Origin of the sequence: Cobetia sp. ICG0124, from assembly GCF_004006355.1 — a bacterium.
Classification (GTDB): Bacteria; Pseudomonadota; Gammaproteobacteria; order Pseudomonadales; family Halomonadaceae; genus Cobetia; species Cobetia marina.
In genome coordinates, this window is record NZ_CP024893.1 from 3,321,714 (window position 1) to 3,345,406 (window position 23,693).

Sequence of the window (23,693 nt, forward strand, 5' to 3'; positions counted from 1 at the left end):
CTTCACAGACGACAAGGCCCACGCCGAAGCGCAGGCCTTGTCTGAGACTCAGCTTTCCAGCGGAGTCAGAGTGATCTCGACGCGACGGTTCTGTGCACGACCGGACTGGGTATCATTCGATGCCACCGGGCTGGCTTCGCCATAACCACGCATGTTCAGACGATTGAAGGCGATGCCACCACTGGCCAGATAGTTGCCGACCGCCTGGGCACGCAGCTCGGACAGATTCTGGTTGTAGTTGCTGGCACCGGTAGAATCGGTATAGCCCGCGATGTTGACGCGAGTCTCGTCATATTCCTTGAGGACCGTGATCACACCATCCATGACCGGCTGAATCTGGCCGGACAGAGTGCTGGAATCGGAACCGAAGGTGACGTTGGACGGCATGTTGAGGATGATCTGATCGCCGACACGGGTCACGCTGACGCCGGTGCCCTGCAGCTGATCACGCAGCTTGGCTTCCTGGACATCCATGTAATACCCGATGCCACCACCGGCTGCCGCGCCGGCTGCCGCGCCGATCAGCGCCTTGTCGAGACGATGGTTGCCACTCTTGGTCGCCCCGGCGATGGCACCAACGACAGCCCCGATACCGGCACCCTTGGCCGTACTGGAGGTCTGCTGCTCATTGGTATACGGGTTGGTCGTGGTGCAACCCGCCATCGCGACGGCAGCTGCCAGCGGCAGGGCCAGGAGTACGGACTTCTTCATGGTAACGCTCCCTATCTTCACTCTCATGGATGGCAAGACGACATCGGCGTAGTGCCACATTCTGGTGTGATCATGCCTGATCGTTCAGGTGTCGAACATGGCCAGCAGGTCATTGAGGAACAATAAGCCCTGCGGCGAGGCACGCAACAGCGCGTCATCCTCAACGATAAGCCCGCGCGCGCGCGCCAGACTCAGCCCCGGCTCCAAGGCCTCGCGCTCAAGCCCGGTCGTGCGGCGCATCTCCTCGAAGCTGACGCCATCCGTCAGACGCAGCGCATTCATCATGAACTCGAGTGCCAGCTCTTCCGGGGCGATCTCCTGCTGACCGGCAATGAAGCCACGCGGGTCCTGCATGCGACGCAGATAGGCCTGGGGCTGCCGGCTCTTCCAGCGTCGCTGGAGCTGCAGCTCGCCAGTGAAGTTCCCGCTGCTGTCCGTCTTCGCCAGCGTCAGCTTGCCGTGCGCGCCCGCACCGATGCCGAGATAATCTCCGAATTTCCAGTAGTTCAGGTTGTGGCGTGCCCCTCGCCCCTCAAGGGCGTAGGCGGAAATTTCATAGCGACGGAATCCGCCGCTTTCCAGCATCTCGTGACCATGATCCTGAATGTCCCACAGCAGATCATCTTCCGGCAGCACCGGGGGGCGCGAGTAGAACTCGGTATTGGGCTCCAGCGTCAGTTGATACCACGAGAGATGAGTGGGCTTGAGCGCCAGTGCGCGCTGGATGTCATCCAGCGCCGTTTCCAATGTCTGTCCCGGCAGGCCATGCATCAGGTCGATGTTGAAGTTGTCGAAACCGGCGGCACGTGCGCTGGCAACCGCCCGTTCGGCCTCCTGTGCGGAGTGGATACGCCCCAGTACGCTGAGCTGTTCCGGCTGGAAGGTCTGTACCCCGATGGACAGCCGATTGATGCCGGCAGCGCGATAGGCAGCGAAGCGGCCTTGTTCCAGCGTGCCGGGATTGGCCTCCAGCGTGATCTCGCATCCCTCGGACAGTGCCACGCGCTCGCGAATGCCATCGAACAGCCGCTGATAGGCCTGCCCGCTCAGCAGGCTCGGGGTCCCGCCACCGATGAAGATGCTTTGCAGTTCACGCTCAGGCTGCCCCTGGAGGCATTGGAGATCCTGGTCCAGATCCGCCAGCAGTGCCGTGATGTACTCCACTTCCGGTAGATGGGCATCGCGGCCCACACCGTGGGAGTTGAAATCACAGTAAGGACATTTGCGCACGCACCACGGCACATGAATATAGAGGGATAACGGCGGCAACGACTCGACGGACATCAAGCGCTCTCACTTGCAGCGGTCAATGCTTGAAGCAGCTGTTGCATGGCACGGCCCCGGTGACTGAGTCGATTCTTGGTGGATGCCTCAAGCTGTGCCGCACTCATGCCCTGCTCTGGCAACCAGAAGAGGGGGTCATAGCCGAAACCGCCATCACCACTCGGAGCGGTCAGCACCCGGCCCTCCCAGCTGGCCTGCACGATGATGGGGACAGGGTCTGCCGCATGCCGAAGGTAGACCAGCACACACCAGTAGCGCGCCGTACGCGCCTCCTCCGGCACACCTTCCAGCGCTGACAGTAAGGCCGCATTGTTGTCCTGATCTCCCTGGCCTTGCTGACGACGCGAGGCGAAACGTGCCGAGTAGATACCGGGCTCGCCGTCCAGCGCATCGACCTCGATCCCCGAATCATCGGCCAGCGCCGGAAGTCCGGTGATGGCGGCGGCATGACGCGCCTTGATCAAGGCATTCTCGACGAAGGTCAACCCGGTCTCTTCGGCATCACTGACACCCAGCTGGCTCTGAGGAATCGGGGCAATACCCAGTGGAGCCAGCAAGCGAGCGAATTCCCGCAGCTTGCCAGCATTGCCGCTGGCCAGCACAAGTGATGAGGCAGACATGAACATCTCCGGGGTGGTGTCAGAAGAAACGTGCGGCAGGAGTGCCCCATGCAAACGACCAAAGTCCTGTTCGTGACCGCCTTGTCTCCACAGACTGAGCTGTTTGTCGATTATCTGCATGAACAGCTTCAATGCTCCGTGGAAGCCTGCGACAGGGAGGCCGACACGCCTGCCACGCCGAATCTGGTGCTGATCGACAGCGCACAATGCGATCTGGCGAAGATGACCCACTGGAGCTCGCTTTCCAGGTCAGCCGCATTCAATGTCGAGCATGAGGACGCTGCCATCGCCCTGCTTTTGCATGTTCCCTTGAACGGCATCTTCTACCGACATGATAATCTTTCTCAGATAAGTCAGGGTATAAAGGCGATGCTGGACGAGGAGATATGGTTATCGCGAAAATTGATGCAATCGCTGATTCGTCATTATCGTCAACAACAACAGATCGCCTTCCAACCTGTCATGGGATTGACGCAAAGGGAACTGGAAATATTATCCCTGATCGCCACTCGACAGAGTAATGTCGATATTGCTCAACGTTTGAACCTCAGTCAGCACACGGTAAAGTCTCATTTATATAATATCTTTCGTAAAATCAGGGTTCACAACCGGCATCAGGCCATCGAGTGGGCGCACGAGCATCTCAATCTCTACCTCCCGCAGCACGCAAGAAAATCGGTAAGACAACTCAGAGGTCTCGCACCATGATTACAGGGAATGCAATGGTGCTGCTGGTGACTGACTGCAATCCGCAGTCAGCGCTGTTCATGGATTACATTCGCCAGCAGCTTGAGTGTCAGGTGGCTTCCGCAAGCCCCGACGAGGATTACACCCCAGGGCAGGCAGACAGGACGATCGTGCTTCTCGATACCGACCACGTCGACGAGACCACGATGCAACGCTGGGATGCTGATGCCAGTCAGGATGCCAGTGCCGAGCTGGCAGCGATCAACATCAGTGATGAGGAAGAGGCCGCAAGCCTGCTGGTCAGCACGCACCTGCAGGGTGTCTTCTATCGTCAGGATAGTCTGTCGCTGATCAGCAAGGGAATCGCGAAATTGCTGGAAGGCGACATGTGGATGTCCCGCCCGCTGATGACTCGCTTGCTGGACTTCTACCGTCGTCAGCAGCTGAACGCCTATCGCCCCGTCTGCGGTCTGACGCAGCGCGAGGTAGAGATCATCGGCCTGCTGGGCACGGGTGCCTCCAATACCGAGATAGCAGACCAGCTGTTCGTCAGCGAACATACGGTCAAGTCACACCTCTACAACATCTTCCGCAAGATCAAGGTGCACAATCGCATCCAGGCCATGAACTGGGCTCGCCAGAACCTTGCCATGCCGGTATCACGTACACCGCGTATCGCTCGTCGAGCACAGATGTCGTGAGCGCCGCAGGCATGGTTGTCCACCATGCCTTTGCATGGGGACTGGCACTTTCCCTGATGTCGCATGCCTCCGCGCAATCAGCGCCGGAGGCGGTGAAACCAGAAGTCTCGGTTGCCAGCGAAGGCAGCGGGGCCCGGGCGGATGGCCACGATGGGGTCGCCATCCAGCGGCCTCGCTCCAGACTCAGTGATGGCCTGAGCGGGGTGATAATAGATCGCACCATGACGATGATCGGCAAGACCTTCTATCGTCAATTCAGCCAGCAACGCCTTGATAGTCCAGCCCTGAGAAACACCTCTCTGAGTATTCACGAGCGTCCTTCGGCACGCTGGGGCAGCCTCATCTGGATCACGGAGGGCAATACCGTTCTCTATGAGGCGACCCTGCCCCCGAGAGTGAATGACGTCGACCTCTACGCAAGCTCAGCCGTTACCACCGTCTCCAACCAGTTCCTGCGTCGCAAGGTGCTGGAAGCACTCCAGGACGATCCGGACATGGCGGGCGATGAATTCTGAAAAGCACAGGTTGAATCCATAATAAAAGGGCTTCGATCACGAAGACCCTGACAATGTGCAAGGGAACAGGGGAACATCATGAAGCATCAGACACTCGCGGTGTCGTTGCTGTTATCGGCGATGCCGCTATATGCCGGCGAACTCATCTATCAGCCCGTCAATCCAAGTTTCGGCGGCAACCCTCTCAATGGCAGCTATCTGCTCAGCAAGGCCCAGGCACAGGATACCCATGAGGATCCCGATGCCTACTCGTTCGACAGTCTTTCAGAGACAGAACTCTTCATCAGTGACCTTCGCAACAGCCTGGTCTCCGACGCCATCACCGATGCCGTCGATACCAGTGAGCCAGGCCGTACCAGCGTGATCGACAGCGCCCAGTTGCGTGTCGAGGTCGTCAGTAACGGCAATGGCGGTTTCTCCATGCAGGTGCTGGATCGTGCGACCGGAGAAACGACCGTCATCAATCTTGGCACCTCAGGCAATGCGTTCTGACACGGAAGATGCTTACCTCGCTGATGGCCGTGACCGGCCTGGCGCTTGCGGGCTGTGCTCCCATGGTGGCGCATACCGAGGGGCTGGCAGGGATGCCCAGCACCTTGATGCCAAGAACCACCACCTACAACGATCTGATCAATCTCCCGCCACCAGCCGGGCGAATTCCCGTCGCCATCTACGATTTCCGGGACCAGACAGGCCAGTACCGACCGGCTCCGGCCAGTACCTTCTCCACGGCAGTGACCCAGGGAGGGGCGGCCATGCTGAGTGCCGCTCTCTCCGACTCCGGCTGGTTCATTCCTCTGGAGCGTGTCGGCCTGCAGAACCTGCTCACGGAACGCAAGATCATCCGGGCCAATCTGGAGAGAACCGGCCAGGGGGATATTGAGGCATTGCAGGCAGCCAACCTGCTTTTCGAAGGCGGCATCATCGCCTTTGATTCCAATGTCAGGACAGGTGGCTCTGGGGCAGAGTACTTCGGTATCGGGGCATCGGGTCAGTATCAGGTCGACCAGGTGACCGTGAATCTGCGCGCAGTGGATATCACCACCGGCCAGGTCATCGCCAACGTCAATACCAGCAAGACGATCTACTCTCGCGAGCTTCGAGCGGGCGTCTATCGCTTCATCGATTTCAGTCGATTGCTGGAAATGGAGACAGGCTATACCAACAATGAGCCAGTCCAGCTAGCCGTGATGTCGGCCATCGAGGCCGCTGTCATCCACCTGATTGCTCAAGGGGTGGAGCGCCAGCTATGGGCCTTGGCAGACCCGGCGGACATGCAGAAGTCGGAACTGATGAGTTATCTCCAGGCGCCCACGCCAATGCTGTAACGCGAGCATCAATACAAGGGAACTTACCATGAAGATTCAAATCAGCCTTCTCGCTGCTGCCATCGCCATCTCTTCTCACGCCATGGCAGACAACAATACATCGGATGTCGACCAGACCGGCTTCATGAACAAGGCCAAGGTAGGTCAGACGTCTCGAGATGGCGGCTCGCTCAACAGCTCACATGACAGTGATATTGACCAGACAGGGGCTTTCAACAAGGCAAACACCTATCAGAACGGCGTCAATCATACGATTCGCGTCAATCAGCTGGGGGGTGCCAACAAGGTAAAATCACAGCAGTACAGCAGCACCAACACCGGTATCGTCAATCAGACGGGTGCCTACAATTCCGTTGACCTGAACCAGAAGAGCTACAAGCACCTCACCCGCGTCACCCAGGATGGTTTTGCCAACCACTCTGAATCCTGGCAGGGTGCCAGCGGCTCGCCGGCAGGGCGTGAAAATACTCTGGTCGTGACACAGACAGGGGTATTCAATGATTCCATGGCCACTCAGCAAGGCAGTTATGCGATTGCCCGGGTGTCCCAGACCGGCTACCAGCACGCCTCGGATGTGATGCAGACCGGTGAGTACAACCGTGCACGTGTCACTCAGGAAGGACGCTTCAACAACTCCACGGTTTCACAGACCGGTGAACTGGGCCTTGCCGTCGTGACCCAGACCGGCTCACGTATCGATTCAACCGTCACCCAGGCCGGTGCAAATCAAGTCGCACGAGTCACTCAGGACGGCAGCTCCCATGACTCGCTCGTCAATCAGAGCAATGCGAACAACACTGCGCGGGTGACTCAGTCAGACATGCTGCAGTACTCCGACATCAGCCAGACGGGAAGCGAGAATCTGGCCATCAACAGTCAGAGCGGATATTCCAACTACGCCATCGTCGAGCAAGGTGGTACCAACAGTGACTCTCTGATCACCCAGACTGGCTACAACGATCACGCCCGCGTCCAACAGACTGGCTCTGGCCACAGCTCCGAAGTCCTTCAGCAGGCAGGTGGCATCCTGAGCTTCGTCGCCAACCGTGCTCACGTCGTGCAGTCCGGTGCGATGAACACCGCCAGCGTGACCCAGACCGGCGGTGGCAACGTGGCGAGCGTGATGCAGTACTGATCACGCCCAACCAAGATGTCTTACAGAACCCCGCGCAAGCGGGGTTTTTCATTTTTAAGCTCTGGTGATGCCATCAAAGGAAAAGGCCGCCGACACGAATGTCAGCGGCCTTCCAGTATCAGCTGCGAAATGATTATCGCGATGGCGGGTTACTTCTTTTCCAGTGTCACGGACTGTTCCGGGAAAGACTGGCGATAGGTCGAGAGGCTCTCATCCACCATCTTGCGACCCTGGGCGACCTGCTTGTTGCCACTGGTGATACGGCCCTTGCCTTTCTTGATCTGCTTGTTGCCCTTTTCGATCAAGGCCTGGCCCTTGCGAATATTGGCTTCTCCGTCATCGACGAGATCTTCACCACTGACGATCTGTTTCTCACCTGCCGCGACCAGTGATTTGCCCTCTTCCCACTGGTCGGCCAGTTGATCGCGCACCTGGGCGACAGCCTTGGCTTCCTCTGCCTGCCCCCGCATCAGATCCGCCGTGGAAGGCTGACTTGAGCAACCGGCGAGCAGTGCAAGGCTGATGGCGACGGCAGCGGTAGGTGCAAGATTATGACGCATGGTATTTCCTTATCTGATGCAGAGTTCTCAAATGCAGATCGGGGCTCGCCATGCTCCTTTCAGCATGTCGTTGGGCTTAGTGCAGTCTAAGCTGCTCGCGGATCAAGCGTGCCAACGTTACGTTAGCGTTGGGCGCTGTCGTGTCGATATGGATCAGTTGACCATGCTCCTCAGGAGCGAACGGCTCACGATTGGCCAATTGCTTGTCCAGCACCTCAAGCCCCGCCTCGGACGCCTCGCCACTACGCTGACTGCGCTTGACGATGCGCCTGCGCAGCGTCTCCTCATCGGCCTCGAAGCTGATCATCAGCACGGGCAGGCCACGGGCTTCTGCCTCGTGACGCAGACGATCACGCTGTGATTTCTTCAGGCAGGTGGCATCGATGCAGACGGGGATTCCCGATTCCAGCAGGGTGGCTGACAGATTCGACAGCCGCTCGTAGGTCGCATGCGTCGCCTGCGGCGTATAGATGCCGCCATTGAGACCCGAGCCGGTGTCGGCATCCGCGGCAAAGCCATACAGGCGCTTGCGCTCGACATCGCTGCGGATGCGCACACCCCCCAGCTCACGCACCATTTCTTCGGTGAAGCGACTCTTGCCGCTACCGGAGACCCCCACGCCGATGATCATGTACGGGAAGCGGATCTCGCTGTAGCGCTCCGCCAGCTCGATATAGCGCTCATACTCCGCCATCACGTCGAGACGATCCGCGTCACTCAACTCCGGCTGGTGATAGCGAATCATCGCGACCTTGGCCCGAATCAGCGCGCGATAGATCTTGTAGTACGGCAGCAGACGCACCAGCGAGTAATCACCCGAAAGCTCCAGGTAACGATTCAGGGCGTGATGGGCGAAGGCCGGCTCATCGCGGGCTTCCAGATCCATCACCAGGAAGGCCAGATCACAGCCGACATCGTTCCAGCGCAGCTCTTCATTGAACTCGATACCATCAAAGAGCAAGGCTCGGCCTTCGTGACGTACGGCGTTGCCCAGATGGATGTCGCCATGGGTCTCGCGCACGAAGCCTTCCTGCCAACGACGCTCGAATTCCGGTTGGAGACGCTGGAAGGTCTCTTCCGTCCACTCCTGCAACAGCGCCAGACGCTTGATGAGCGCAGCCTCCTCTTCGAGGCGCGGACGAATCAACGTGAACTCATTGTCGATGGTACGGCTGACCATCTGCGGGCTGCCAAGATCACTGTCACCCTGGATGCGTTCAGCCTGCTCGTGGAAGGCCACCAGCTGATCGACCAGGTCGTCCAGCAGCTCCAGCGACAGCTCACCGCTGGCCTGCAAGGCGCTGAACAGGTGCCGGTTGGAGAACTGACGCATCTTCACCGCATACTCGAAGACGGCACTCTCATCATTGATGCGTGGCGCCTCCGGCGTACCGGAAATCGGCACGGTATCCAGATAGAGCGTCGGTGCCAGACGGCGATTGAGGCGCACCTCCTGTTCACACAGGTGCTTGCGACGCTCCAGCGTGGAAAAATCCAGGAAGCTGCCGAAATCCAGCGGCTTCTTGATCTTGTAGGCGTAGTCGCCGGTCAGCACGATCCACGAGATGTGCGTCTCGTGCACTTCGATATCCTTCACGGGGTGATCGAAGCAATCGGCGGTGTGAAGGGCTCGAATCAGGGCCTGGCTCAAGGTCATCTCCGCTAAGGCAAGCTGGCTATAGGGTCATTAGCGCAATCGCTATCGTTGGCGGCAAGTGTACCGGATGGCGGCCCGCCCGGCAGCCTGCCGAGCGGGTCGATACCGGCTTCTACCGTCTGACCGACTCAGGACTCAGGCCGAGGCTGCCATCTGTGCAAAGACGCGCTCGGCAGCCTCAAGAGTGGCCTGGATATCCTCGTCGCTGTGGGCGGCGGACATGAAACCTGCCTCATAGGCTGACGGCGCCAGATAGACTCCCTCTGCCAGCATGCCGTTGAAGAAGGTCGCGAAGTCTTCCTGGCGACAACGCGTGGCGGACTGGAAATCGGTGACCGCGGACTGATCCGTGAAGAACAGTCCGAACATGCCACCTGCCCGCTGGGTGATCGCGGCGATGCCGGCGGCCTTGGCACGACTCTCCAGGCCGTCACACAGCATCTCGACCTTGCGGGTCAGCTCGGCATGGAAGCCCGGTGCCTGGAGCTTGCGCAGCAGCGCGACCCCGGCAGCCATCGCCAGCGGATTGCCGGCCAGGGTGCCCGCCTGGTAGACGGGGCCCAGCGGCGAGAGATGATGCATGATCTCGCGCTTGCCACCGAAGGCGCCCACCGGCATGCCGCCGCCGACGATCTTGCCCAGGCAGGTCAGGTCCGGCGTGATGTTGTAATGCGCCTGAGCGCCACCCAGCGCGACACGGAAGCCCGTCATCACCTCATCGAGGATCAGCACGCTGCCATGGGCATCACACACTTCACGCAGGCTCTCCAGGAAGCCAGGCACCGGCGGAATGCAGTTCATGTTGCCGGCCACCGGCTCGACGATGATGCAGGCGATCTGATCACCCAGCTCGGCGAAGCAACGGCGCACACCTTCGGCGTCGTTGTAGTCCAGCGTGATGGTGTGCTCGGCGAGCGAGGCCGGCACGCCCGGGGAGCTGGGCTCGCCATGGGTCAATGCACCTGAGCCGGCCTTGACCAGCAGCGAGTCCGAGTGGCCATGGTAGTTGCCTTCGAACTTGACGATCTTGTCGCGACCGGTGAAACCACGCGCCAGGCGGATCGCCGACATGGTGGCTTCGGTGCCGGAGTTGGTCATGCGCACCATGTCGAGACTTGGCAGCATCTCGCAGATCAGCTCGGCCATCTCGGATTCGATCTCGGTGGGCGCACCGAAGGACAGACCGCTCTCGAGTCGCTCACGCACGGCGTTGAGCACGTCTTCATCGGCATGGCCGGTGATCATCGGTCCCCAGGAACCGACGTAATCGATATAGCGCTTGTCTTCGACATCGAAGAGATAGGCGGCCTTGGCATGATCGATGAACACCGGCGGACGATGCAGTCCCTTGAAGGCGCGAACCGGCGAATTGACGCCACCGGGAATGTGACGGCTGGCGCGTTCGAACTGGGCAGCGGACGTGGTCATGACATACCTCTTGAGGGACACGGTGCGGCACGACGGCCGCGAAAAATGGGAAAGAGTCATTGATGACTCAAGACGGTGTGGATAATCAGAGAGCGAGGCGTCATCATGATCCAGGGGGTCAGTCCCGGTGACCAGCACGGCGCCTGCACCTTCCATCAGCAAGCGCTCGGCGAGCTCATTCTCGCCGGCACCCTCAGGACAGGCTGCCAGACGCGCAAGCTCGCCACGATTGGGCGTGATGACATCCACCCGCGCCAGCAGCGTTTCGCGCGCCTGCTGGATCAGCGCTTCACTGGAGAGCTCATGGCCTCCGCCGGCCTTGAGTACCGGGTCCCATACCACCGGAAGCGCGGGCCAGTGCTGGCGAAGTTCATCGATCAGCGTAACCGTCGCCATCAGCGCTTCGTGACTGGCGAGAAGTCCGATCTTGAGCGCCCGAGGCCGAAAATCATCGAGCAGGGCATGCGCCATCGCCAGAATCGACTCGCCTGACTGCGCCATCACTGCCTGGACATTGCTGGAATTCTGTACCGTCAGCGCCGTCGGTACCGTCAGCGCCCAGCCACCACCGGCCCGAATCGCCTCACTGTCGGCGATCAGACCCGCGCCGCCGCTGGGGTCATGTCCCGCCAGCACCAGAACACAGGGCAGTCTTGCTGGGCACTCAGTCATGGCAGCGCTGGCTCTCAGAACGGTTTGACGATGACGCAGATGACGATCACCACCAGCATCAGTACCGGTACTTCATTGAAGAAGCGGAAGTAGCGTGAGGTTCGCTTGCAGGTGTCGGCAGCGAACTGCTTCAGGTACAGCCCACAGGCATGGTGATAGCCGACCAGCAGCACGACCATGGCCAGCTTGAGGTGCATCCAGCCCATGCTCATGAAGCTCGGCACCAGTGCCAGCAGCCAGATGCCCAGCACCAGAGTCGCGATCATCGACGGCATCATGATGCCGCGGTAGAGCTTGCGCTCCATGGTCTTGAAGTACTCGATGGCCTTGATGTCGCCGGCATCACGCGCCTGGGCGTGATAGACGTAAAGACGCGGAAGATAGAACAGGGCGGCAAACCAGCACACCACGGCAATCAGATGGAACGCCTTGATCCACAGATACATGGGGAAACTCCGTCAGTCAGGGGCGGAATCACGGCTTGTATCGATAGTAGCTCTCTATTGCATCACGCGTGATGATACCTGAAATCTTGCGAATCATCGGGGCCGTGGTGTGCTCCACATAGAGCGCATCGACATTGCTCGGCAGCAGCCGCTCATAGGCTTCCGACAGCGTTGCCTGCAGATGGATCGGGGCGAGATCCAGACGCTGGGCTGGAATCTCGAGCAGGTCGAGCGCTTCCTGCTCTCGCCAGTGCTCATCCATCAGCACACGCACCAGATCCGCCGCCGGCAGCGCCACCATCGGCTTTTCCGGCGTCGAACGCGTGACCACCAGCCAGACAGGCTTGCTCTCGAGCAGGGCGCGGGCACGCTCACGAGTGATGCGCCGCGGCACGCTGACCACGGAGCGCTCCATCACCGCCGGCACCGCGACTCGGGAAAGCGCCTGCATCAAGGGTTGCTGAAGCGGGTGCAAGCCCTGCGCCGTCAGCGTCGAGATGAAGAATCCCTGGCAATGGCACAGCTGGCGGCAGGTCAGCCCCGCCACTACCACGGCCAGCATGCCGGGCAGGATGATATTGGGAGAATGCGTCAGTTCGAGCAGTGCCATCAGCGCCGCCAGCGGAGCCTGAAGCACTGCCCCCATCATCGCCGCCATGCCGAGCAGGGCGTAGAGCGCGATGTCCGAGGCCTGGTCCGGCAAGATCCAGCCGCCCAGCATGCCCATCAGGGCACCCGCGGCAGCACCGGCCACCACGACGGGGCCGATGATGCCGATGGGCACTCCACAGGCGACGCATATCGCCGACAGCATCAGCTTGCCGATGACCAGCGCCAGCAGCACATCCAGCGCCAGCTGACCGTCGAGCAGCTGGGCGAGGCTGTCATAGCCGATTCCCTGCACCTGCGGGTACCACCAGGCCACGGCGGCCGTCGAGAGCCCCACCAGTGCCATCCGTCCTGACCATGTCAGACGCGCGGCACGCTCCTGCTGCCGAGCCAGGTGCACGAAACCTCCCGCCAGCAGCCCGATCACCAGTGCCGTGATCACGACCCAGGGGAGATCCAGCAGCGAGTGCAATAGCAGAGAAGGCACCGCGAACGCCGGTTCGGCGCCATAGACGAGCTGCGAGACGACCGCACCCGCGGTCGAAGCCAGAATCACCGGCATGAAGCCTGTCAGGGTGTACTCCATCATCACCACTTCCATGGCGAAGATGACACCGGCGATCGGCGTATTGAATGAGGCGGAAATTCCCGCGGCCGTGCCACAGGCAACCAGCACTCGCAGACTGTTGTTGGGCAGCTTGAGACGCTCCCCGACCCAGCTGGAAGCGCCAGCCCCGAGGTGGATGGCCGGTCCTTCACGTCCGGCGGACAGGCCACCCAGCACGCTCACGACCCCGACCACGATCTGGTTGAGCCAGGCACGCAGCGGCATCTTGCCCTGATGGTAGGTCAGGCGTTCGATGACATGACCGATGCCAAGCTTGCGCTGAGCAGGATGCTGACGACCGAGCACGATGCCGATCACTAGCACGGCCAGCAAGGGCAATGACGCGCGCACCCAGGGCGCCAGGCCCTCGAAGTTTTCCGGGCTGTCATCCGGCATGAAGCCGAGTGCCCCCGCGCTCAGCAACAGTCGGAAACCGACCATCAACGAGCCGGTCAGCAGGCCAGCGATCAGTCCCAGCAGACACAGCTGGGGAAGGGCATCGACCGCCGCCAGCTTGCGCCGGAAATTGTCGAGACTGGGACGAGGCAGATGCGGACGCGACAGGCGTGACACTCACGACTCCTTGAAAGGCACTGACGATGACGATGAACATCCATGTCGGCAGCACATTACTGCCCGCCTGACACCTGTGTATCATATCGATTGCGCACCGTCGCGACCGTGCACAATCCGACAACCTCGGCACAGCATGGCGCAACGCCTGTCTCGCGCACAGGCCGCAAAAGGTCGCATCAGCAAGCCGGACACACGAGTCACATTCGTATCAACAGGACACCGCTCGAAAGCGGGGAGGCAGCATGATCAAGGTAGGTATCGTCGGCGGCACCGGTTACACCGGAGTGGAGCTCCTCAGGTTGCTGGCCAGCCACCCGCAGGTGGAAGTGACCGTGATCACCTCACGCAGCGAGAAGGGCGTGCGTGTCGACGAGATGTACCCCAATCTGCGCGGCCACTACGACACCCTCGCGTTCAGCGAGCCGGATGCCGAGGTGCTGGCAGCCTGTGACGCCGTGTTCTTCGCCACGCCGCATGGCGTCGCTCATGCGCTGGCCGGCGACCTTCTGGCCCGTGGCACCCGCGTGATCGACCTGTCCGCAGACTTCCGCATCAAGGACGCCGACGTCTGGGCCGAATGGTATGGCCAGCCGCATGGTGCACCGGAACTGCTCGGCGAAGCCGTCTACGGCCTGCCGGAAGTCAATCGCGACGCCATCCGTGAAGCCCGTCTGATCGCGGTGCCGGGCTGCTACCCGACCTCCGTGCAACTGGGGCTCATTCCGCTGCTGGAAGCCGGTCTGATCGAGACCGACAACATCATCGCCGACTGCAAGTCCGCCGTTTCCGGTGCCGGTCGCGGTGCCAAGGTCGGCTCACTGCTGTGTGAAGCCGGCGAGTCCATGAAGGCCTACGGCGCCTCCGGTCACCGTCACCTGCCGGAAATCACCCAGGGGCTGGACATGGCAGCGGGCAGCGCGGTCGGCCTCACCTTCGTCCCGCACCTGACGCCGATGATCCGTGGCATCCACTCCACTCTCTATCCGCGCCTGAGCGGCTTCAGCGGTACGCTGGAAGATCTGCAGGCGCTGTTCGAGCAGCGTTACGCCGATCACCCCGCCGTCGATGTCATGCCGCTGGGTAGCCATCCGGAGACGCGCAGCGTGCGTGGCACCAACCTGTGCCGCATCGCCCTGCATCGTCCGGGCAATGGCGACACCCTGGTCGTGCTGTCGGTGATCGACAATCTGGTCAAGGGCGCATCAGGTCAGGCCATCCAGAACCTCAACCTGATGTTCGGCCTGGATGAGATGACCGGCATCGGGGCGCCGGCGATGATGCCCTGAGCCGCCAGTGTCGCCAGCAAGGCAGCACGTCAGACAAAGTTGACCCTTTTGCTCGGATATAGGGATAATAGGCAGCATTCCGTTCTCTATACCGTGCCGGGCGCTGTCTTCAGCGCCCGGCCTCCGACTCCTTCGAGGAGGCCCGCATGAGCGAAGCACAAAGCTTCATCCCCACGCCGCTGTATCTATCCGAGAGCGCCAAGGCCCGGATCGCTGCGCTGCGCGCGGAAGAAGCCAACCCGGAGCTACGTCTCAGGGTCTACGTCACTGGCGGTGGTTGTTCCGGCTTCCAGTACGGTTTCGATATCGCCACCGACATGGCTGAGGACGACACCGTGGTCGAGCTGGGCGAAGCCGCGGTCGTGATCGACCCGCTGTCCTACCAGTATCTGGTCGGCTCGACGATCGACTACGAGGAAGGTCTGGCCGGGGCGCGTTTCCTGATCCAGAACCCGAATGCCACCAGCACCTGTGGCTGTGGTTCGTCCTTCATGGTCTGACGGCGCAGCATGACATCCGGCGCGATGCCGCCACCTGATCGCCCCCTATCGGTTTCCGATAGGGGGCGATTTTTTTTCACTATCTCAGCAGGTTGCGAATGCCAACCCGCCGCACGGCGGCGCTCGCAGACTTGACGGGATCTTGTGCTCTCGTCACTCTGAAAACGCACTACATCCTAAAATCTAAATATAAAGAGGCATGTAAAATGCGTAGATCCCACCTGCTGGCCTCGCTGTCCGGTCTCGCGGCCGCCACCCTGATGGCCAGTGCCGCCCATGCCGTCACCCTCAAGGCCGCGACTGACCCGAGCTTCGTGCCTTTCGAGATGCTCGATCAGGAAAGCGGCAAGATGGTCGGCTTCGATATCGACATCCTCAACGCCATCGGTGAGCGCGCCGGTTTCGATATCGACCTCAAGACCATGGACTTCAATGGCATCATCCCGGCCGTACAGACCGGCAGCGTCGATGTCGCCATCGCCGGCATCACCATCACCGAGGCCCGCGAGAAGATCGTCGACTTCACCGACCCTTATTACGACTCCGGCCTGCGGATCCTGACCGCGGCCAACAATGGCGACATCGAGGGCATCGAGGGGCTGGAAGGCAAGAAGATCGGCACCAAGATCGGCTCCACCAGCTATGACTACCTCACCGCCAATCTGGAAGACTCCACCATCACGCCCTATCCCGGCAGCGCCGACATGTACATGGCACTGATGTCCGGCAGCGTCGATGCCGTCTTCTATGACGCTCCCAATGTCGGCTACTTCGCCAAGACCAAGGGCAACGGTCGCGTGAAGACAGTGGGCCCGCTCTATGAAGGTCAGCAGTACGGCATCGCCTTCACCGAGGGCAGTGAGTGGACCGACGCCGCCAACAAGGCACTGGCCGAGATGAAGTCCGATGGTAGCTACGCCGAGATCTATCAGAAGTGGTTCGGCGCCCTGCCGAGCGACAGCGAATAAGCGCGAGATGATGGTGCCAAGGAGCCCCACGTGGACGTTCAATTCCAGTTTGACTGGCAGGCGGCGATTTCCTCCGTGCCGTACCTGCTCGAGGGGATCCCCTGGACCCTCGCCATTTCCTTCGGTGGCCTGGCCATCGGCTTCATGCTCGGCATCCTGTTTGGCCTGCTGAGCCTCTCCCCCAGCCGGATACTGCGCTGGGTCGCCACCGCCTACATCGAGATCTTCCGCGGCACGCCCGTGCTGGTGCAGGTCCTGTTCATCTTCTATGGTCTGCCGCAGATCATCGGGGGGCCCATCGATGCCCTGACCGCCGGTATCGCAGCCATCGCGCTCAATTCCGCGGCCTATATCTCCGAGATCGTGCGTGGTGGCGTGCAGTCCATCGCGCGCGGGCAACGCGAGGCCGGACTGTCACTGGGCCTTTCCACCCCCCAGACCTTCCGCTACATCATCTGGCCGCAGGCACTGCGTCGCATGATCCCGGCGCTCGGCAATCAGGGGATCGTGTCCATCAAGGACACCTCGCTGTTCTCGGTGATCGGTGTCGGTGAGCTGGTCCGCCAGGGCCAGATTTACATTGCCACCACCTTCAACGCGCTGGAAACCTACTTCATGGTCGCCATGCTCTACCTCGTCATCACGCTGAGCCTGTCCTTCGGGCTACGGATGCTGGAGCGTCGCGGACTGGTGGGCCAATGATCTCTTCTTTCCCGATCAGCCAGCCCTTCGCGCCGGCCAGGAGCGCCTGATGACCGCCATCGTGAACATGCAAAAGATCAACAAGCACTTCGGCAGCCTGCATGTGCTCAAGGACATCGATCTCGAGGTCGCCCAGGGGGAAGTGGTGGTGATCATCGGCGCCAGTGGTTCCGGCAAGTCGACGCTGATCCGCTGCGTGAATGGCCTCGAGGAGTTCCAGGGCGGCAGCATCGAAGTGGACGGACAGTCCTTGATCCCCCACGGCAAGAGCCACCGAGCGCTGAAGACGATTCGCACCGAAGTCGGCATGGTCTTCCAGCAATTCAATCTCTTTCCGCACATGAAGGTACGTGACAACGTCAGCCTGGCCCCCATCAAGGTGCGCGGCAGTGACCGGGCGACCGCCGAGCGACAGGCCGACACGCTGCTCGAGCGGGTCAATATTCTCGAGCAGGCCGACAAGTACCCCGGCCAGCTGTCAGGCGGCCAGCAGCAACGCGTCGCCATCGCCCGCTCACTGGCGATGGAACCCCGCCTGATGCTGTTCGATGAGCCCACCTCCGCACTGGACCCCGAGATGATCGGGGAGGTGCTGGACGTGATGCGTGAGCTGGCACGCGACGGCATGACGATGATGATCGTCACGCATGAGATGAGCTTCGCGCGTGAAGTCGCGGATCGCGTCGTCTTCGTCCACCAGGGCAGCATCGTCGAGGAAGGCACTCCGAGCGAGGTCTTCGACACCCCTCGTCATCCGCGCACCCAGAGCTTCCTGGCGCGCGTTCTCAAGCACTGAACCCCCGCTGCCATCTCTTGAGAGAGGCCATGCCCCGACCGTCAGGTCGGGGCTTTTTTTTGCCCGGCACCACTGCTGGGCAGCGTAGCCATCCACTCACGGCTTATCCCCGTACTATCTACAGAGTTGGCGTGTCGAGGTGAAGACGATTTGCCTCTGTGGACATTTTGCGGCATCATCCGCGGCCTTCTGTACGTTAGCCCTTGCAGCACTAGGGGTTGTGGGTAAACTGGCCACTTGTGCACAGCAGGGCAGAAAAGTCCGGTACCAGCACGGTATGAAAACGAGGATAACTGGGCTTGTGGACAAGGCGGTGTTTCATCCACAGGAAGCCACCGGTGGCATCCTCAGGTAGCACGCATTTTCTCCCCAACTATATCAACATCGTAAGATACTGATTTTTAAGAGATAAAGTCGATTTCCCACTGATTTTGTCCACAACAGTAGTTACAACATCAACAGAACCCCTTTTTCTTTTCTTTATATAATCTTGTTATCCGGAAACCCGAAGGACGTTCGGACACCCCGGCACTGTGGAAAACTCCTGACGCTTACCCACAGGCGGTTTATACTGTGCGGCCCGAACGTCATCCGATTGGCTTGCAGGCTCCCCATCGGGTCGAGCTCATGCCGTCTGCGGCGCCTTGTCTTCGCCATGACGTTCGTCAGTCCCGGATTCATCCAGACATCGAGTCATCGTCGTGTCTGGCCGATTTGCCTGATTCGCCACCATGCGAACAGCGCTTCATCCAAGTTTCGTGATACCCCGAGGTGCCAACGTGGATTACCCGAACCGCTTTGACGTGATCGTCATCGGCGGCGGTCATGCCGGTACGGAAGCCGCACTGGCGGCTGCCCGCATGGGCCGTCAGACCCTGCTGCTGACCCATAACATCGAGACCCTGGGGCAGATGTCCTGCAATCCCGCCATCGGTGGGATCGGCAAGAGCCATCTGGTCAAGGAGATCGATGCGTTGGGCGGTGCCATGGGCCTGGCAACCGACATGGCGGGTATCCAGTTCCGCACGCTGAATGCCCGCAAGGGCCCGGCGGTACGTGCCACTCGAGCACAGGCCGACCGGGCGCTGTACAAGGCGGCGATTCGCAACGTGCTGGAGAACCAGCCGAACCTGACGCTGTTCCAGCAGGGTGCGGAAGACCTGATCGTCGAAGGCGAGACCGTACGGGGTGTCGTCACTCAGACCGGCATTCGTTTCCACGCCACCACGGTGGTGCTGGCGACCGGGACCTTCCTCGGTGGCGTGATCCATATCGGTTTGGACCACCATGCCGGTGGACGTGCCGGGGATCCGCCCGCCAATGGCCTGGCGTCACGTCTGCGCGAGCTGCCATTCCGGGTTGATCGGCTCAAGACCGGTACCCCGCCGCGCATCGATGCCAAGAGCGTTGATTTCAGCAAGATGGAAGCTCAGCCGGGTGACGCACCGCGCCCGGTGATGTCCTACATGGGCAGTCGGGAAATGCATCCGGAGCAGGTCAACTGCTTCATCACGCATACCAACGAGCGCACTCACGAGATCATCTTCGCCAATCTCGATCGCTCGCCGATGTACTCCGGCGTCATCGATGGCATCGGGCCGCGTTACTGCCCGTCCATCGAGGACAAGGTGCATCGCTTCGCCGACAAGAACAGCCACCAGGTCTTCATCGAGCCGGAAGGCCTGAATACCCACGAGCTGTACCCCAATGGCATCTCCACCTCGCTGCCCTTCGATACGCAGCTCGAGGTGGTACGCTCGATTCGTGGCATGGAAAACGCGCACATCACGCGTCCCGGCTACGCCATCGAATACGATTTCTTCAATCCCCAGGATCTGCATCACTCCCTGGAGACGCGTTTCATCAAGAATCTGTACTTCGCTGGTCAGATCAACGGCACCACCGGCTATGAAGAAGCCGGTGCCCAGGGCCTGCTGGCAGGCGTCAACGCCGCCTTGCGCGCCACTGACGACGAGGCCTGGCATCCACTGCGCGACGAGGCCTACACCGGCGTGATGGTCGATGACCTGATCACCCTCGGCACTCGCGAGCCGTATCGCATGTTCACCTCACGTGCCGAATATCGTCTGCTGCTGCGCGAGGACAATGCGGATCTGCGTCTGACTGCCAAGGGCCGCGAACTCGGCTTGATCGATGACGCGCGCTGGGCGGCGTTCGAGCAGAAGCGCGAAGCGATCGAGCGCGAGACCGCTCGTCTGCAAAGCACCTGGCTGACGCCGAAGAGCCCGGAGCTGGCCCCGCTGAGCGACAAGCTCAGCTCACCGCTCAAGCGTGAAGCCAGTCTGATGGAGCTGCTCAAGCGTCCGGAGCTCGAGTATCCGGATGTGGCAGGCCTGAAAGGGGAAGGAGTCGACGACTGGCGCATCGCCGAGCAGGTGCAGATCACCGCCAAGTACGCGGGCTACATCCAGCGTCAGCAGGAAGAGATCGACCGCCTGCGTCGTCATGAGCACACCGAATTGCCGGCCAGTCTCGATTACGACTCCGTCGATGGCCTGTCCAACGAGATCAAGCAGAAGCTCAATGAAGCGCGCCCGGCGACGCTTGCCCAGGCAGGCCGCATTTCCGGTGTCACGCCAGCAGCGGTTTCCATCCTGTTGATTCACTTGAAGAAACGGCAGTTGATCAAGGCGGAGACTCCAGCAGATACCGATACGGCTGACACGGGAGTCGCGCAATGAGTCAGACGCTCAACGAGACGCAGCGTGCGCGTTGCGCCCAGTTGCTCAGTCGCGGTGCCAGCGCCATGGGAGTGGCGCTGAGTGATGAGCAGCATGCGCAGCTGATGACGCTGCTGGTGCTGTTGCACAAGTGGAATCGCGCCTATAACCTCACCGCGGTACGTGAGCCGGAGGCGATGGTGACGCGCCATCTGCTGGATAGCCTCAGCGTGCTGCCCCACATCAGCGGGCCACGCCTGCTGGACGTCGGTGCCGGCCCGGGCCTGCCGAGTCTCGTGATCGCGATCATGCGTCCCGACATCGCTGTCGTACCGCTGGATTCCAATGGCAAGAAGGTGCGTTTCCAGATTCAGGCCGGCCACGAGCTGGGCCTGAACAACCTGAGCCCGACTCAGGTGCGTATCGAAGCCTATGATGGCGCGCCCTTCGAGCAGATCATCTCGCGGGCCTTCGCCGATACTGACGCCTTCGTCAATCTGTCAGGCGCCGTACTGGCTAAAGGCGGCGAATGGCTGGCGATGAAAGGTCGCATCCCCAATGACGAGATCGCACGGTTGCCGGCGGGTGTCTCGCTGGTCGAGACGCTCAGACTGTGTGTCCCGGGAGAAGAAGGTGAACGTCACCTTCTGCGCTTGAAACGCGACTGACCGCTCGTCTCGCGGCGCGTGCAGGGATTGTGCCGGGCGCAAAAGGCAGGCAGCCTGAGGCTCTGGGAGGGCAGATCCATGATCTGCCCTCGTGAGCATGCGGCTGGTGCCAAAGGCCTCGCTTCTCAAGGAACCAAGGAAGTCGCTCGTGACCAAGATCATCGCGCTGACCAACCAGAAAGGTGGTGTCGGCAAGACCACGACAGCCGTCAATCTCGCCGCTTCGCTGGCGGCGCTCGATCGCCGCGTATTGCTGATCGACCTCGACCCCCAGGGCCACGCCACCATGGGCAGTGGCATCGACAAGCATGACCTGGAAGGCAGCGTGCTGGACGTGCTGCTGGGTGAACTGCGGGCCAGCGACGTGATTCTCGACTGCCCGGATGCCGGCTATGCCCTGTTGCCGGGCAATGGCGATCTCACGGCTGCCGAAGTCGACCTGCTGGATGTCGAAGGGCGCGAGCGGCGTCTTGCCGAGGCACTCGCCCCGATCGCCTCGGAATATGACGTGGTGCTGATCGACTGCCCGCCCTCGCTCAACATGCTGACCGTCAATGCCCTGACCGCCGCCCATGGCGTCCTGATTCCCCTTCAGTGCGAGTTCTATGCTCTGGAAGGCCTGTCAGCGCTGCTGGATACCGTCGAGCAGATACAGGGCAACGTGAATCCGGCCCTCGACGTGTTCGGGATCGTGCGCACCATGTACGACGCCCGCAACAGTCTGACCCGCGATGTCAGCAAGCAACTTTCCGATTACTTTGGCGATACCCTGATCAAGGCCACCATTCCACGCAACGTGCGGGTGGCCGAAGCGCCGAGCCATGGTCTGCCGGTCACCAAGTACGCGCGTCTGTCGCGTGGCAGCCAGGCCTATCGCGTGCTCGCCAAGGAATTGATTCGTCGTCTCTCGCTGTAACTTCACCGAGGAAGGTCCATGACGCGTAAGCGTGCCCTGGGAAGGGGCCTGGATGCCCTGATCGGCGCTGGCAATCGCCGCCGCCATGCCGAATCTGATGCCGAAGGCGCCGCGACGGATACCGGGGCCGAGGCAGCCGTGCTGTCCGGCGAGCGCCTCGAGCGCCTGCCACTGGGGCAGTTGCAACGTGGCAAGTACCAGCCGCGGCGTGACATCCAGCCGGAAGCGCTGGAAGAACTGGCGGATTCCATTCGCGCCCAGGGGGTCATGCAGCCCATCGTGGTGCGGCCCATCGCGGAAGGACGTTACGAGATCATCGCGGGTGAACGGCGGTGGCGGGCGTCCCAGCTGGCGGAACTGGACACTATTCCGGCCGTCATCCGGGAAGGCATCAGTGACGAGATCGCGCTGGCTCTGGCGCTGATCGAGAACATCCAGCGCGAAAATCTCAATCCGGTCGAAGAGGCCATGGCGCTCAAGCGCCTGCTCGACGAGTTCGAACTGACTCAGCAGCAGGTCGGGGATGCCGTCGGTCGCTCACGTGCGCAAGTGGCCAACCTGTTGCGTCTGCTGACGCTGGATCAGGAAGTGCAGACACTGCTGGAACGCGGTGAGCTGGACATGGGTCATGCCCGTACCCTGATCGGGCTCAGTCCTGCACGTCAGCGCAAGCTGGCTCATGAGGTGGTCGAGCGTGAGCTGACCGTGCGCCAGACGGAAGCGCTGGTGAAAAGCGTGCAGAAAGGAGAGCAGACCAAGCCTTCCGCGCCCAGGCCAGATGCGGACATCCAGCGCCTGGAGACCCGGCTGTCAGAGCAGTTGGGGGCGGCGGTCAATATCCGTCATGGCAAGAGCGGCAAGGGCAAGGTCACCATCTCCTATACCAGCCTGGATGAGCTGGATGGCATTCTCGGTCATATCCACTAGAAGATCGTCTTGACGGGGGGTTGTGATAGGCGCAACCCTACGTCGCCTGCATCGCAAGCGACTGTCAACGTAAGCCAACTGTCATCTGTTTCACGCAAGATGGTGAGGCTTTGGTCGTAAGCTTGCGAAAGATCAAGGAATTTAGCCGGCAGTTTGGTTGATGGCGATGCGGCGCTCCCCTATAATCCGGCGAGTTTGCTCCCCGGCTGCAGGATGCGCAGTGACAGGGATTGGCGAGAGTCATCACTGCGATGGACAGGTTCACGATGCACAAGACGACACCCGCTGCCTTGCGACGCCCTCAGGTCGCGCGACTTCTCTGGGGCCAGGCGCTGGTGATTCTGTGTGCCGTACTCCTGTCCTGGGTGAGCAAGGGAAGCGGCGCGGCATTGTCTGCCCTGTGTGGTGGCCTGGTCTGCCTGCTGCCCAACCTGTTCTTTGCCTGGCGTTCATTGCGCGTGACGGGCGCACGTTACGCCCAGGCGATGGTCAAGGCCTTCTATCAGGCTGAGGCCGGTAAGTTCGGTTTGACGGCCGTATTGTTTGCATTCTTCTTCATTGCAGTGCCGCCCTCAAACCCCGCTTTATTTTTTTGCGCTTACGTGGCGGCAATGGCGGTTCACTGGCTGGGCCCCTGGCTGGTGAAGCGAACACCGTACACACGAACCTGAGGCAGAGTAATGGCAGGCACCAACCCGAGTCCCTCCGAATAT

At 60.9% G+C, this 23,693-nt stretch carries 24 protein-coding genes and 1 pseudogene; 16 read left to right on the top strand and 9 right to left on the bottom strand.

Annotated elements, in window-relative coordinates; all coding sequences use genetic code 11:
- Positions 1–48: 48 nt before the first annotated feature.
- The 3 genes from CU110_RS15535 to rdgB all read right to left on the bottom strand — a co-directional run bounded on the left by CU110_RS15535 (position 49) and on the right by rdgB (position 2,615).
- Entirely contained in the window at positions 49–711 is a 663-nt protein-coding gene (locus CU110_RS15535) for an OmpA family protein (RefSeq protein ID WP_077379755.1), read from the bottom strand.
- Between the two features lie 84 nt (positions 712–795).
- Entirely contained in the window at positions 796–1,995 is a 1,200-nt protein-coding gene (gene hemW / locus CU110_RS15540; RefSeq protein WP_077379757.1) for a radical SAM family heme chaperone HemW, read from the bottom strand.
- The gene (gene rdgB / locus CU110_RS15545) at positions 1,995–2,615 is read right to left on the bottom strand and encodes an RdgB/HAM1 family non-canonical purine NTP pyrophosphatase (RefSeq protein ID WP_077380010.1); all 621 of its coding nucleotides are present in this window, start codon (positions 2,613–2,615) and stop codon (positions 1,995–1,997) included. Before rdgB ends, hemW begins: the two co-directional genes overlap by 1 nt.
- Before the next feature lie 48 nt (positions 2,616–2,663).
- On the opposite strand from rdgB, the gene CU110_RS15550 reads away from it, so the two are divergent.
- From CU110_RS15550 to CU110_RS15575, 6 genes are all read left to right on the top strand, one after another.
- Complete coding sequence (locus CU110_RS15550) at positions 2,664–3,323, top strand: LuxR C-terminal-related transcriptional regulator (protein WP_127736595.1); 660 nt, start codon at positions 2,664–2,666, stop codon at positions 3,321–3,323.
- Positions 3,320–4,003: a LuxR C-terminal-related transcriptional regulator gene (locus CU110_RS15555; protein WP_077379761.1), complete on the top strand. Its 684-nt coding sequence runs from the start codon at positions 3,320–3,322 to the stop codon at positions 4,001–4,003. The genes CU110_RS15550 and CU110_RS15555 overlap by 4 nt, the downstream gene beginning before the upstream one ends.
- 92 nt (positions 4,004–4,095) lie before the next feature.
- Positions 4,096–4,518 carry a CsgE family curli-type amyloid fiber assembly protein gene (locus tag CU110_RS15560; protein WP_205694049.1) on the top strand — a complete coding sequence of 141 codons (423 nt, stop codon included), beginning with the start codon at positions 4,096–4,098 and terminating at the stop codon, positions 4,516–4,518.
- Positions 4,519–4,596: 78 nt separating this feature from the next.
- Positions 4,597–5,010 carry a curli assembly protein CsgF gene (locus tag CU110_RS15565; RefSeq protein WP_077379765.1) on the top strand — a complete coding sequence of 138 codons (414 nt, stop codon included), beginning with the start codon at positions 4,597–4,599 and terminating at the stop codon, positions 5,008–5,010.
- A gap of 8 nt (positions 5,011–5,018) precedes the next feature.
- The gene (locus tag CU110_RS15570; protein WP_127736601.1) at positions 5,019–5,846 is read left to right on the top strand and encodes a CsgG/HfaB family protein; all 828 of its coding nucleotides are present in this window, start codon (positions 5,019–5,021) and stop codon (positions 5,844–5,846) included.
- 28 nt (positions 5,847–5,874) lie between these two features.
- Positions 5,875–6,981 (top strand): hypothetical protein, encoded by a 1,107-nt coding sequence (locus CU110_RS15575; protein WP_084209559.1) that lies wholly within the window; start codon positions 5,875–5,877, stop codon positions 6,979–6,981.
- A 149-nt stretch (positions 6,982–7,130) separates the two neighbouring features.
- Here the strand turns inward: CU110_RS15575 and CU110_RS15580 are convergent, their stop codons facing one another.
- From CU110_RS15580 to CU110_RS15600, 6 genes and pseudogenes are all read right to left on the bottom strand, one after another.
- Positions 7,131–7,541, bottom strand: a complete 411-nt coding sequence (locus CU110_RS15580; protein ID WP_077379774.1) for a hypothetical protein — start codon at positions 7,539–7,541, stop codon at positions 7,131–7,133.
- A 76-nt stretch (positions 7,542–7,617) separates the two neighbouring features.
- Positions 7,618–9,198, bottom strand: coding sequence for a bifunctional aminoglycoside phosphotransferase/ATP-binding protein (locus CU110_RS15585; RefSeq protein ID WP_240665425.1), 1,581 nt, complete (start codon positions 9,196–9,198; stop codon positions 7,618–7,620).
- Between the two features lie 135 nt (positions 9,199–9,333).
- Positions 9,334–10,626: a glutamate-1-semialdehyde 2,1-aminomutase gene (hemL, locus tag CU110_RS15590; RefSeq protein WP_077379776.1), complete on the bottom strand. Its 1,293-nt coding sequence runs from the start codon at positions 10,624–10,626 to the stop codon at positions 9,334–9,336.
- 93 nt (positions 10,627–10,719) lie between these two features.
- Positions 10,720–11,298: pseudogene (locus tag CU110_RS17425) on the bottom strand (bifunctional hydroxymethylpyrimidine kinase/phosphomethylpyrimidine kinase); the annotation flags it as partial.
- Positions 11,299–11,312: 14 nt separating this feature from the next.
- A complete protein-coding gene (hemJ, locus tag CU110_RS15595; RefSeq protein ID WP_084209561.1) occupies positions 11,313–11,744 on the bottom strand; it encodes a protoporphyrinogen oxidase HemJ in 432 nt (143 codons plus the stop codon).
- 28 nt (positions 11,745–11,772) lie between these two features.
- Positions 11,773–13,524: a chloride channel protein gene (locus CU110_RS15600; RefSeq protein ID WP_103751499.1), complete on the bottom strand. Its 1,752-nt coding sequence runs from the start codon at positions 13,522–13,524 to the stop codon at positions 11,773–11,775.
- Between the two features lie 254 nt (positions 13,525–13,778).
- Here CU110_RS15600 and argC point away from each other — a divergent pair, with 254 nt between their 5' ends.
- The 10 genes from argC (at position 13,779) to CU110_RS15650 (ending at position 23,651) form a co-directional block, all read left to right on the top strand.
- Entirely contained in the window at positions 13,779–14,822 is a 1,044-nt protein-coding gene (gene argC / locus CU110_RS15605; protein WP_077379784.1) for an N-acetyl-gamma-glutamyl-phosphate reductase, read from the top strand.
- A 146-nt stretch (positions 14,823–14,968) separates the two neighbouring features.
- On the top strand, positions 14,969–15,322 hold the full coding sequence (erpA, locus tag CU110_RS15610; RefSeq protein ID WP_077379786.1) for an iron-sulfur cluster insertion protein ErpA: 354 nt from the start codon (positions 14,969–14,971) through the stop codon (positions 15,320–15,322).
- Positions 15,323–15,582: 260 nt separating this feature from the next.
- Positions 15,583–16,290: a transporter substrate-binding domain-containing protein gene (locus CU110_RS15615; RefSeq protein WP_240499769.1), complete on the top strand. Its 708-nt coding sequence runs from the start codon at positions 15,583–15,585 to the stop codon at positions 16,288–16,290.
- A gap of 30 nt (positions 16,291–16,320) precedes the next feature.
- The gene (locus CU110_RS15620) at positions 16,321–16,992 is read left to right on the top strand and encodes an amino acid ABC transporter permease (RefSeq protein WP_084209562.1); all 672 of its coding nucleotides are present in this window, start codon (positions 16,321–16,323) and stop codon (positions 16,990–16,992) included.
- Positions 16,993–17,041: 49 nt separating this feature from the next.
- Complete coding sequence (locus tag CU110_RS15625; RefSeq protein WP_077379793.1) at positions 17,042–17,788, top strand: amino acid ABC transporter ATP-binding protein; 747 nt, start codon at positions 17,042–17,044, stop codon at positions 17,786–17,788.
- 779 nt (positions 17,789–18,567) lie between these two features.
- Positions 18,568–20,490 (top strand): tRNA uridine-5-carboxymethylaminomethyl(34) synthesis enzyme MnmG, encoded by a 1,923-nt coding sequence (mnmG, locus tag CU110_RS15630; RefSeq protein WP_077379795.1) that lies wholly within the window; start codon positions 18,568–18,570, stop codon positions 20,488–20,490.
- Positions 20,487–21,137 carry a 16S rRNA (guanine(527)-N(7))-methyltransferase RsmG gene (rsmG, locus tag CU110_RS15635; RefSeq protein ID WP_084209563.1) on the top strand — a complete coding sequence of 217 codons (651 nt, stop codon included), beginning with the start codon at positions 20,487–20,489 and terminating at the stop codon, positions 21,135–21,137. The genes mnmG and rsmG overlap by 4 nt, the downstream gene beginning before the upstream one ends.
- Positions 21,138–21,285: 148 nt before the next feature.
- Positions 21,286–22,053, top strand: a complete 768-nt coding sequence (locus CU110_RS15640) for a ParA family protein (RefSeq protein ID WP_077379799.1) — start codon at positions 21,286–21,288, stop codon at positions 22,051–22,053.
- A gap of 18 nt (positions 22,054–22,071) precedes the next feature.
- Positions 22,072–22,980 carry a ParB/RepB/Spo0J family partition protein gene (locus CU110_RS15645; protein ID WP_127736609.1) on the top strand — a complete coding sequence of 303 codons (909 nt, stop codon included), beginning with the start codon at positions 22,072–22,074 and terminating at the stop codon, positions 22,978–22,980.
- 266 nt (positions 22,981–23,246) lie between these two features.
- A complete protein-coding gene (locus CU110_RS15650; RefSeq protein WP_077380014.1) occupies positions 23,247–23,651 on the top strand; it encodes an ATP synthase subunit I in 405 nt (134 codons plus the stop codon).
- Positions 23,652–23,693 lie beyond the last annotated feature (42 nt).

Excerpts from the sequence above, each read along its gene's own strand:
- CU110_RS15535 (WP_077379755.1), bottom strand. The coding sequence starts at position 711 with ATGAAGAAGTCCGTACTCCTGGCCCTGCCGCTGGCAGCTGCCGTCGCG.
- hemW (WP_077379757.1), bottom strand. The coding sequence starts at position 1,995 with ATGTCCGTCGAGTCGTTGCCGCCGTTATCCCTCTATATTCATGTGCCG.
- rdgB (WP_077380010.1), bottom strand. The coding sequence starts at position 2,615 with ATGTCTGCCTCATCACTTGTGCTGGCCAGCGGCAATGCTGGCAAGCTG.
- CU110_RS15550 (WP_127736595.1), top strand. The coding sequence starts at position 2,664 with ATGCAAACGACCAAAGTCCTGTTCGTGACCGCCTTGTCTCCACAGACT.
- CU110_RS15555 (WP_077379761.1), top strand. The coding sequence starts at position 3,320 with ATGATTACAGGGAATGCAATGGTGCTGCTGGTGACTGACTGCAATCCG.
- CU110_RS15565 (WP_077379765.1), top strand. The coding sequence starts at position 4,597 with ATGAAGCATCAGACACTCGCGGTGTCGTTGCTGTTATCGGCGATGCCG.
- CU110_RS15570 (WP_127736601.1), top strand. The coding sequence starts at position 5,019 with ATGCTTACCTCGCTGATGGCCGTGACCGGCCTGGCGCTTGCGGGCTGT.
- CU110_RS15575 (WP_084209559.1), top strand. The coding sequence starts at position 5,875 with ATGAAGATTCAAATCAGCCTTCTCGCTGCTGCCATCGCCATCTCTTCT.
- CU110_RS15580 (WP_077379774.1), bottom strand. The coding sequence starts at position 7,541 with ATGCGTCATAATCTTGCACCTACCGCTGCCGTCGCCATCAGCCTTGCA.
- CU110_RS15585 (WP_240665425.1), bottom strand. The coding sequence starts at position 9,198 with ATGACCTTGAGCCAGGCCCTGATTCGAGCCCTTCACACCGCCGATTGC.
- hemL (WP_077379776.1), bottom strand. The coding sequence starts at position 10,626 with ATGACCACGTCCGCTGCCCAGTTCGAACGCGCCAGCCGTCACATTCCC.
- hemJ (WP_084209561.1), bottom strand. The coding sequence starts at position 11,744 with ATGTATCTGTGGATCAAGGCGTTCCATCTGATTGCCGTGGTGTGCTGG.
- argC (WP_077379784.1), top strand. The coding sequence starts at position 13,779 with ATGATCAAGGTAGGTATCGTCGGCGGCACCGGTTACACCGGAGTGGAG.
- erpA (WP_077379786.1), top strand. The coding sequence starts at position 14,969 with ATGAGCGAAGCACAAAGCTTCATCCCCACGCCGCTGTATCTATCCGAG.
- CU110_RS15615 (WP_240499769.1), top strand. The coding sequence starts at position 15,583 with ATGGCCAGTGCCGCCCATGCCGTCACCCTCAAGGCCGCGACTGACCCG.
- CU110_RS15625 (WP_077379793.1), top strand. The coding sequence starts at position 17,042 with ATGACCGCCATCGTGAACATGCAAAAGATCAACAAGCACTTCGGCAGC.
- rsmG (WP_084209563.1), top strand. The coding sequence starts at position 20,487 with ATGAGTCAGACGCTCAACGAGACGCAGCGTGCGCGTTGCGCCCAGTTG.
- CU110_RS15645 (WP_127736609.1), top strand. The coding sequence starts at position 22,072 with ATGACGCGTAAGCGTGCCCTGGGAAGGGGCCTGGATGCCCTGATCGGC.
- CU110_RS15650 (WP_077380014.1), top strand. The coding sequence starts at position 23,247 with ATGCACAAGACGACACCCGCTGCCTTGCGACGCCCTCAGGTCGCGCGA.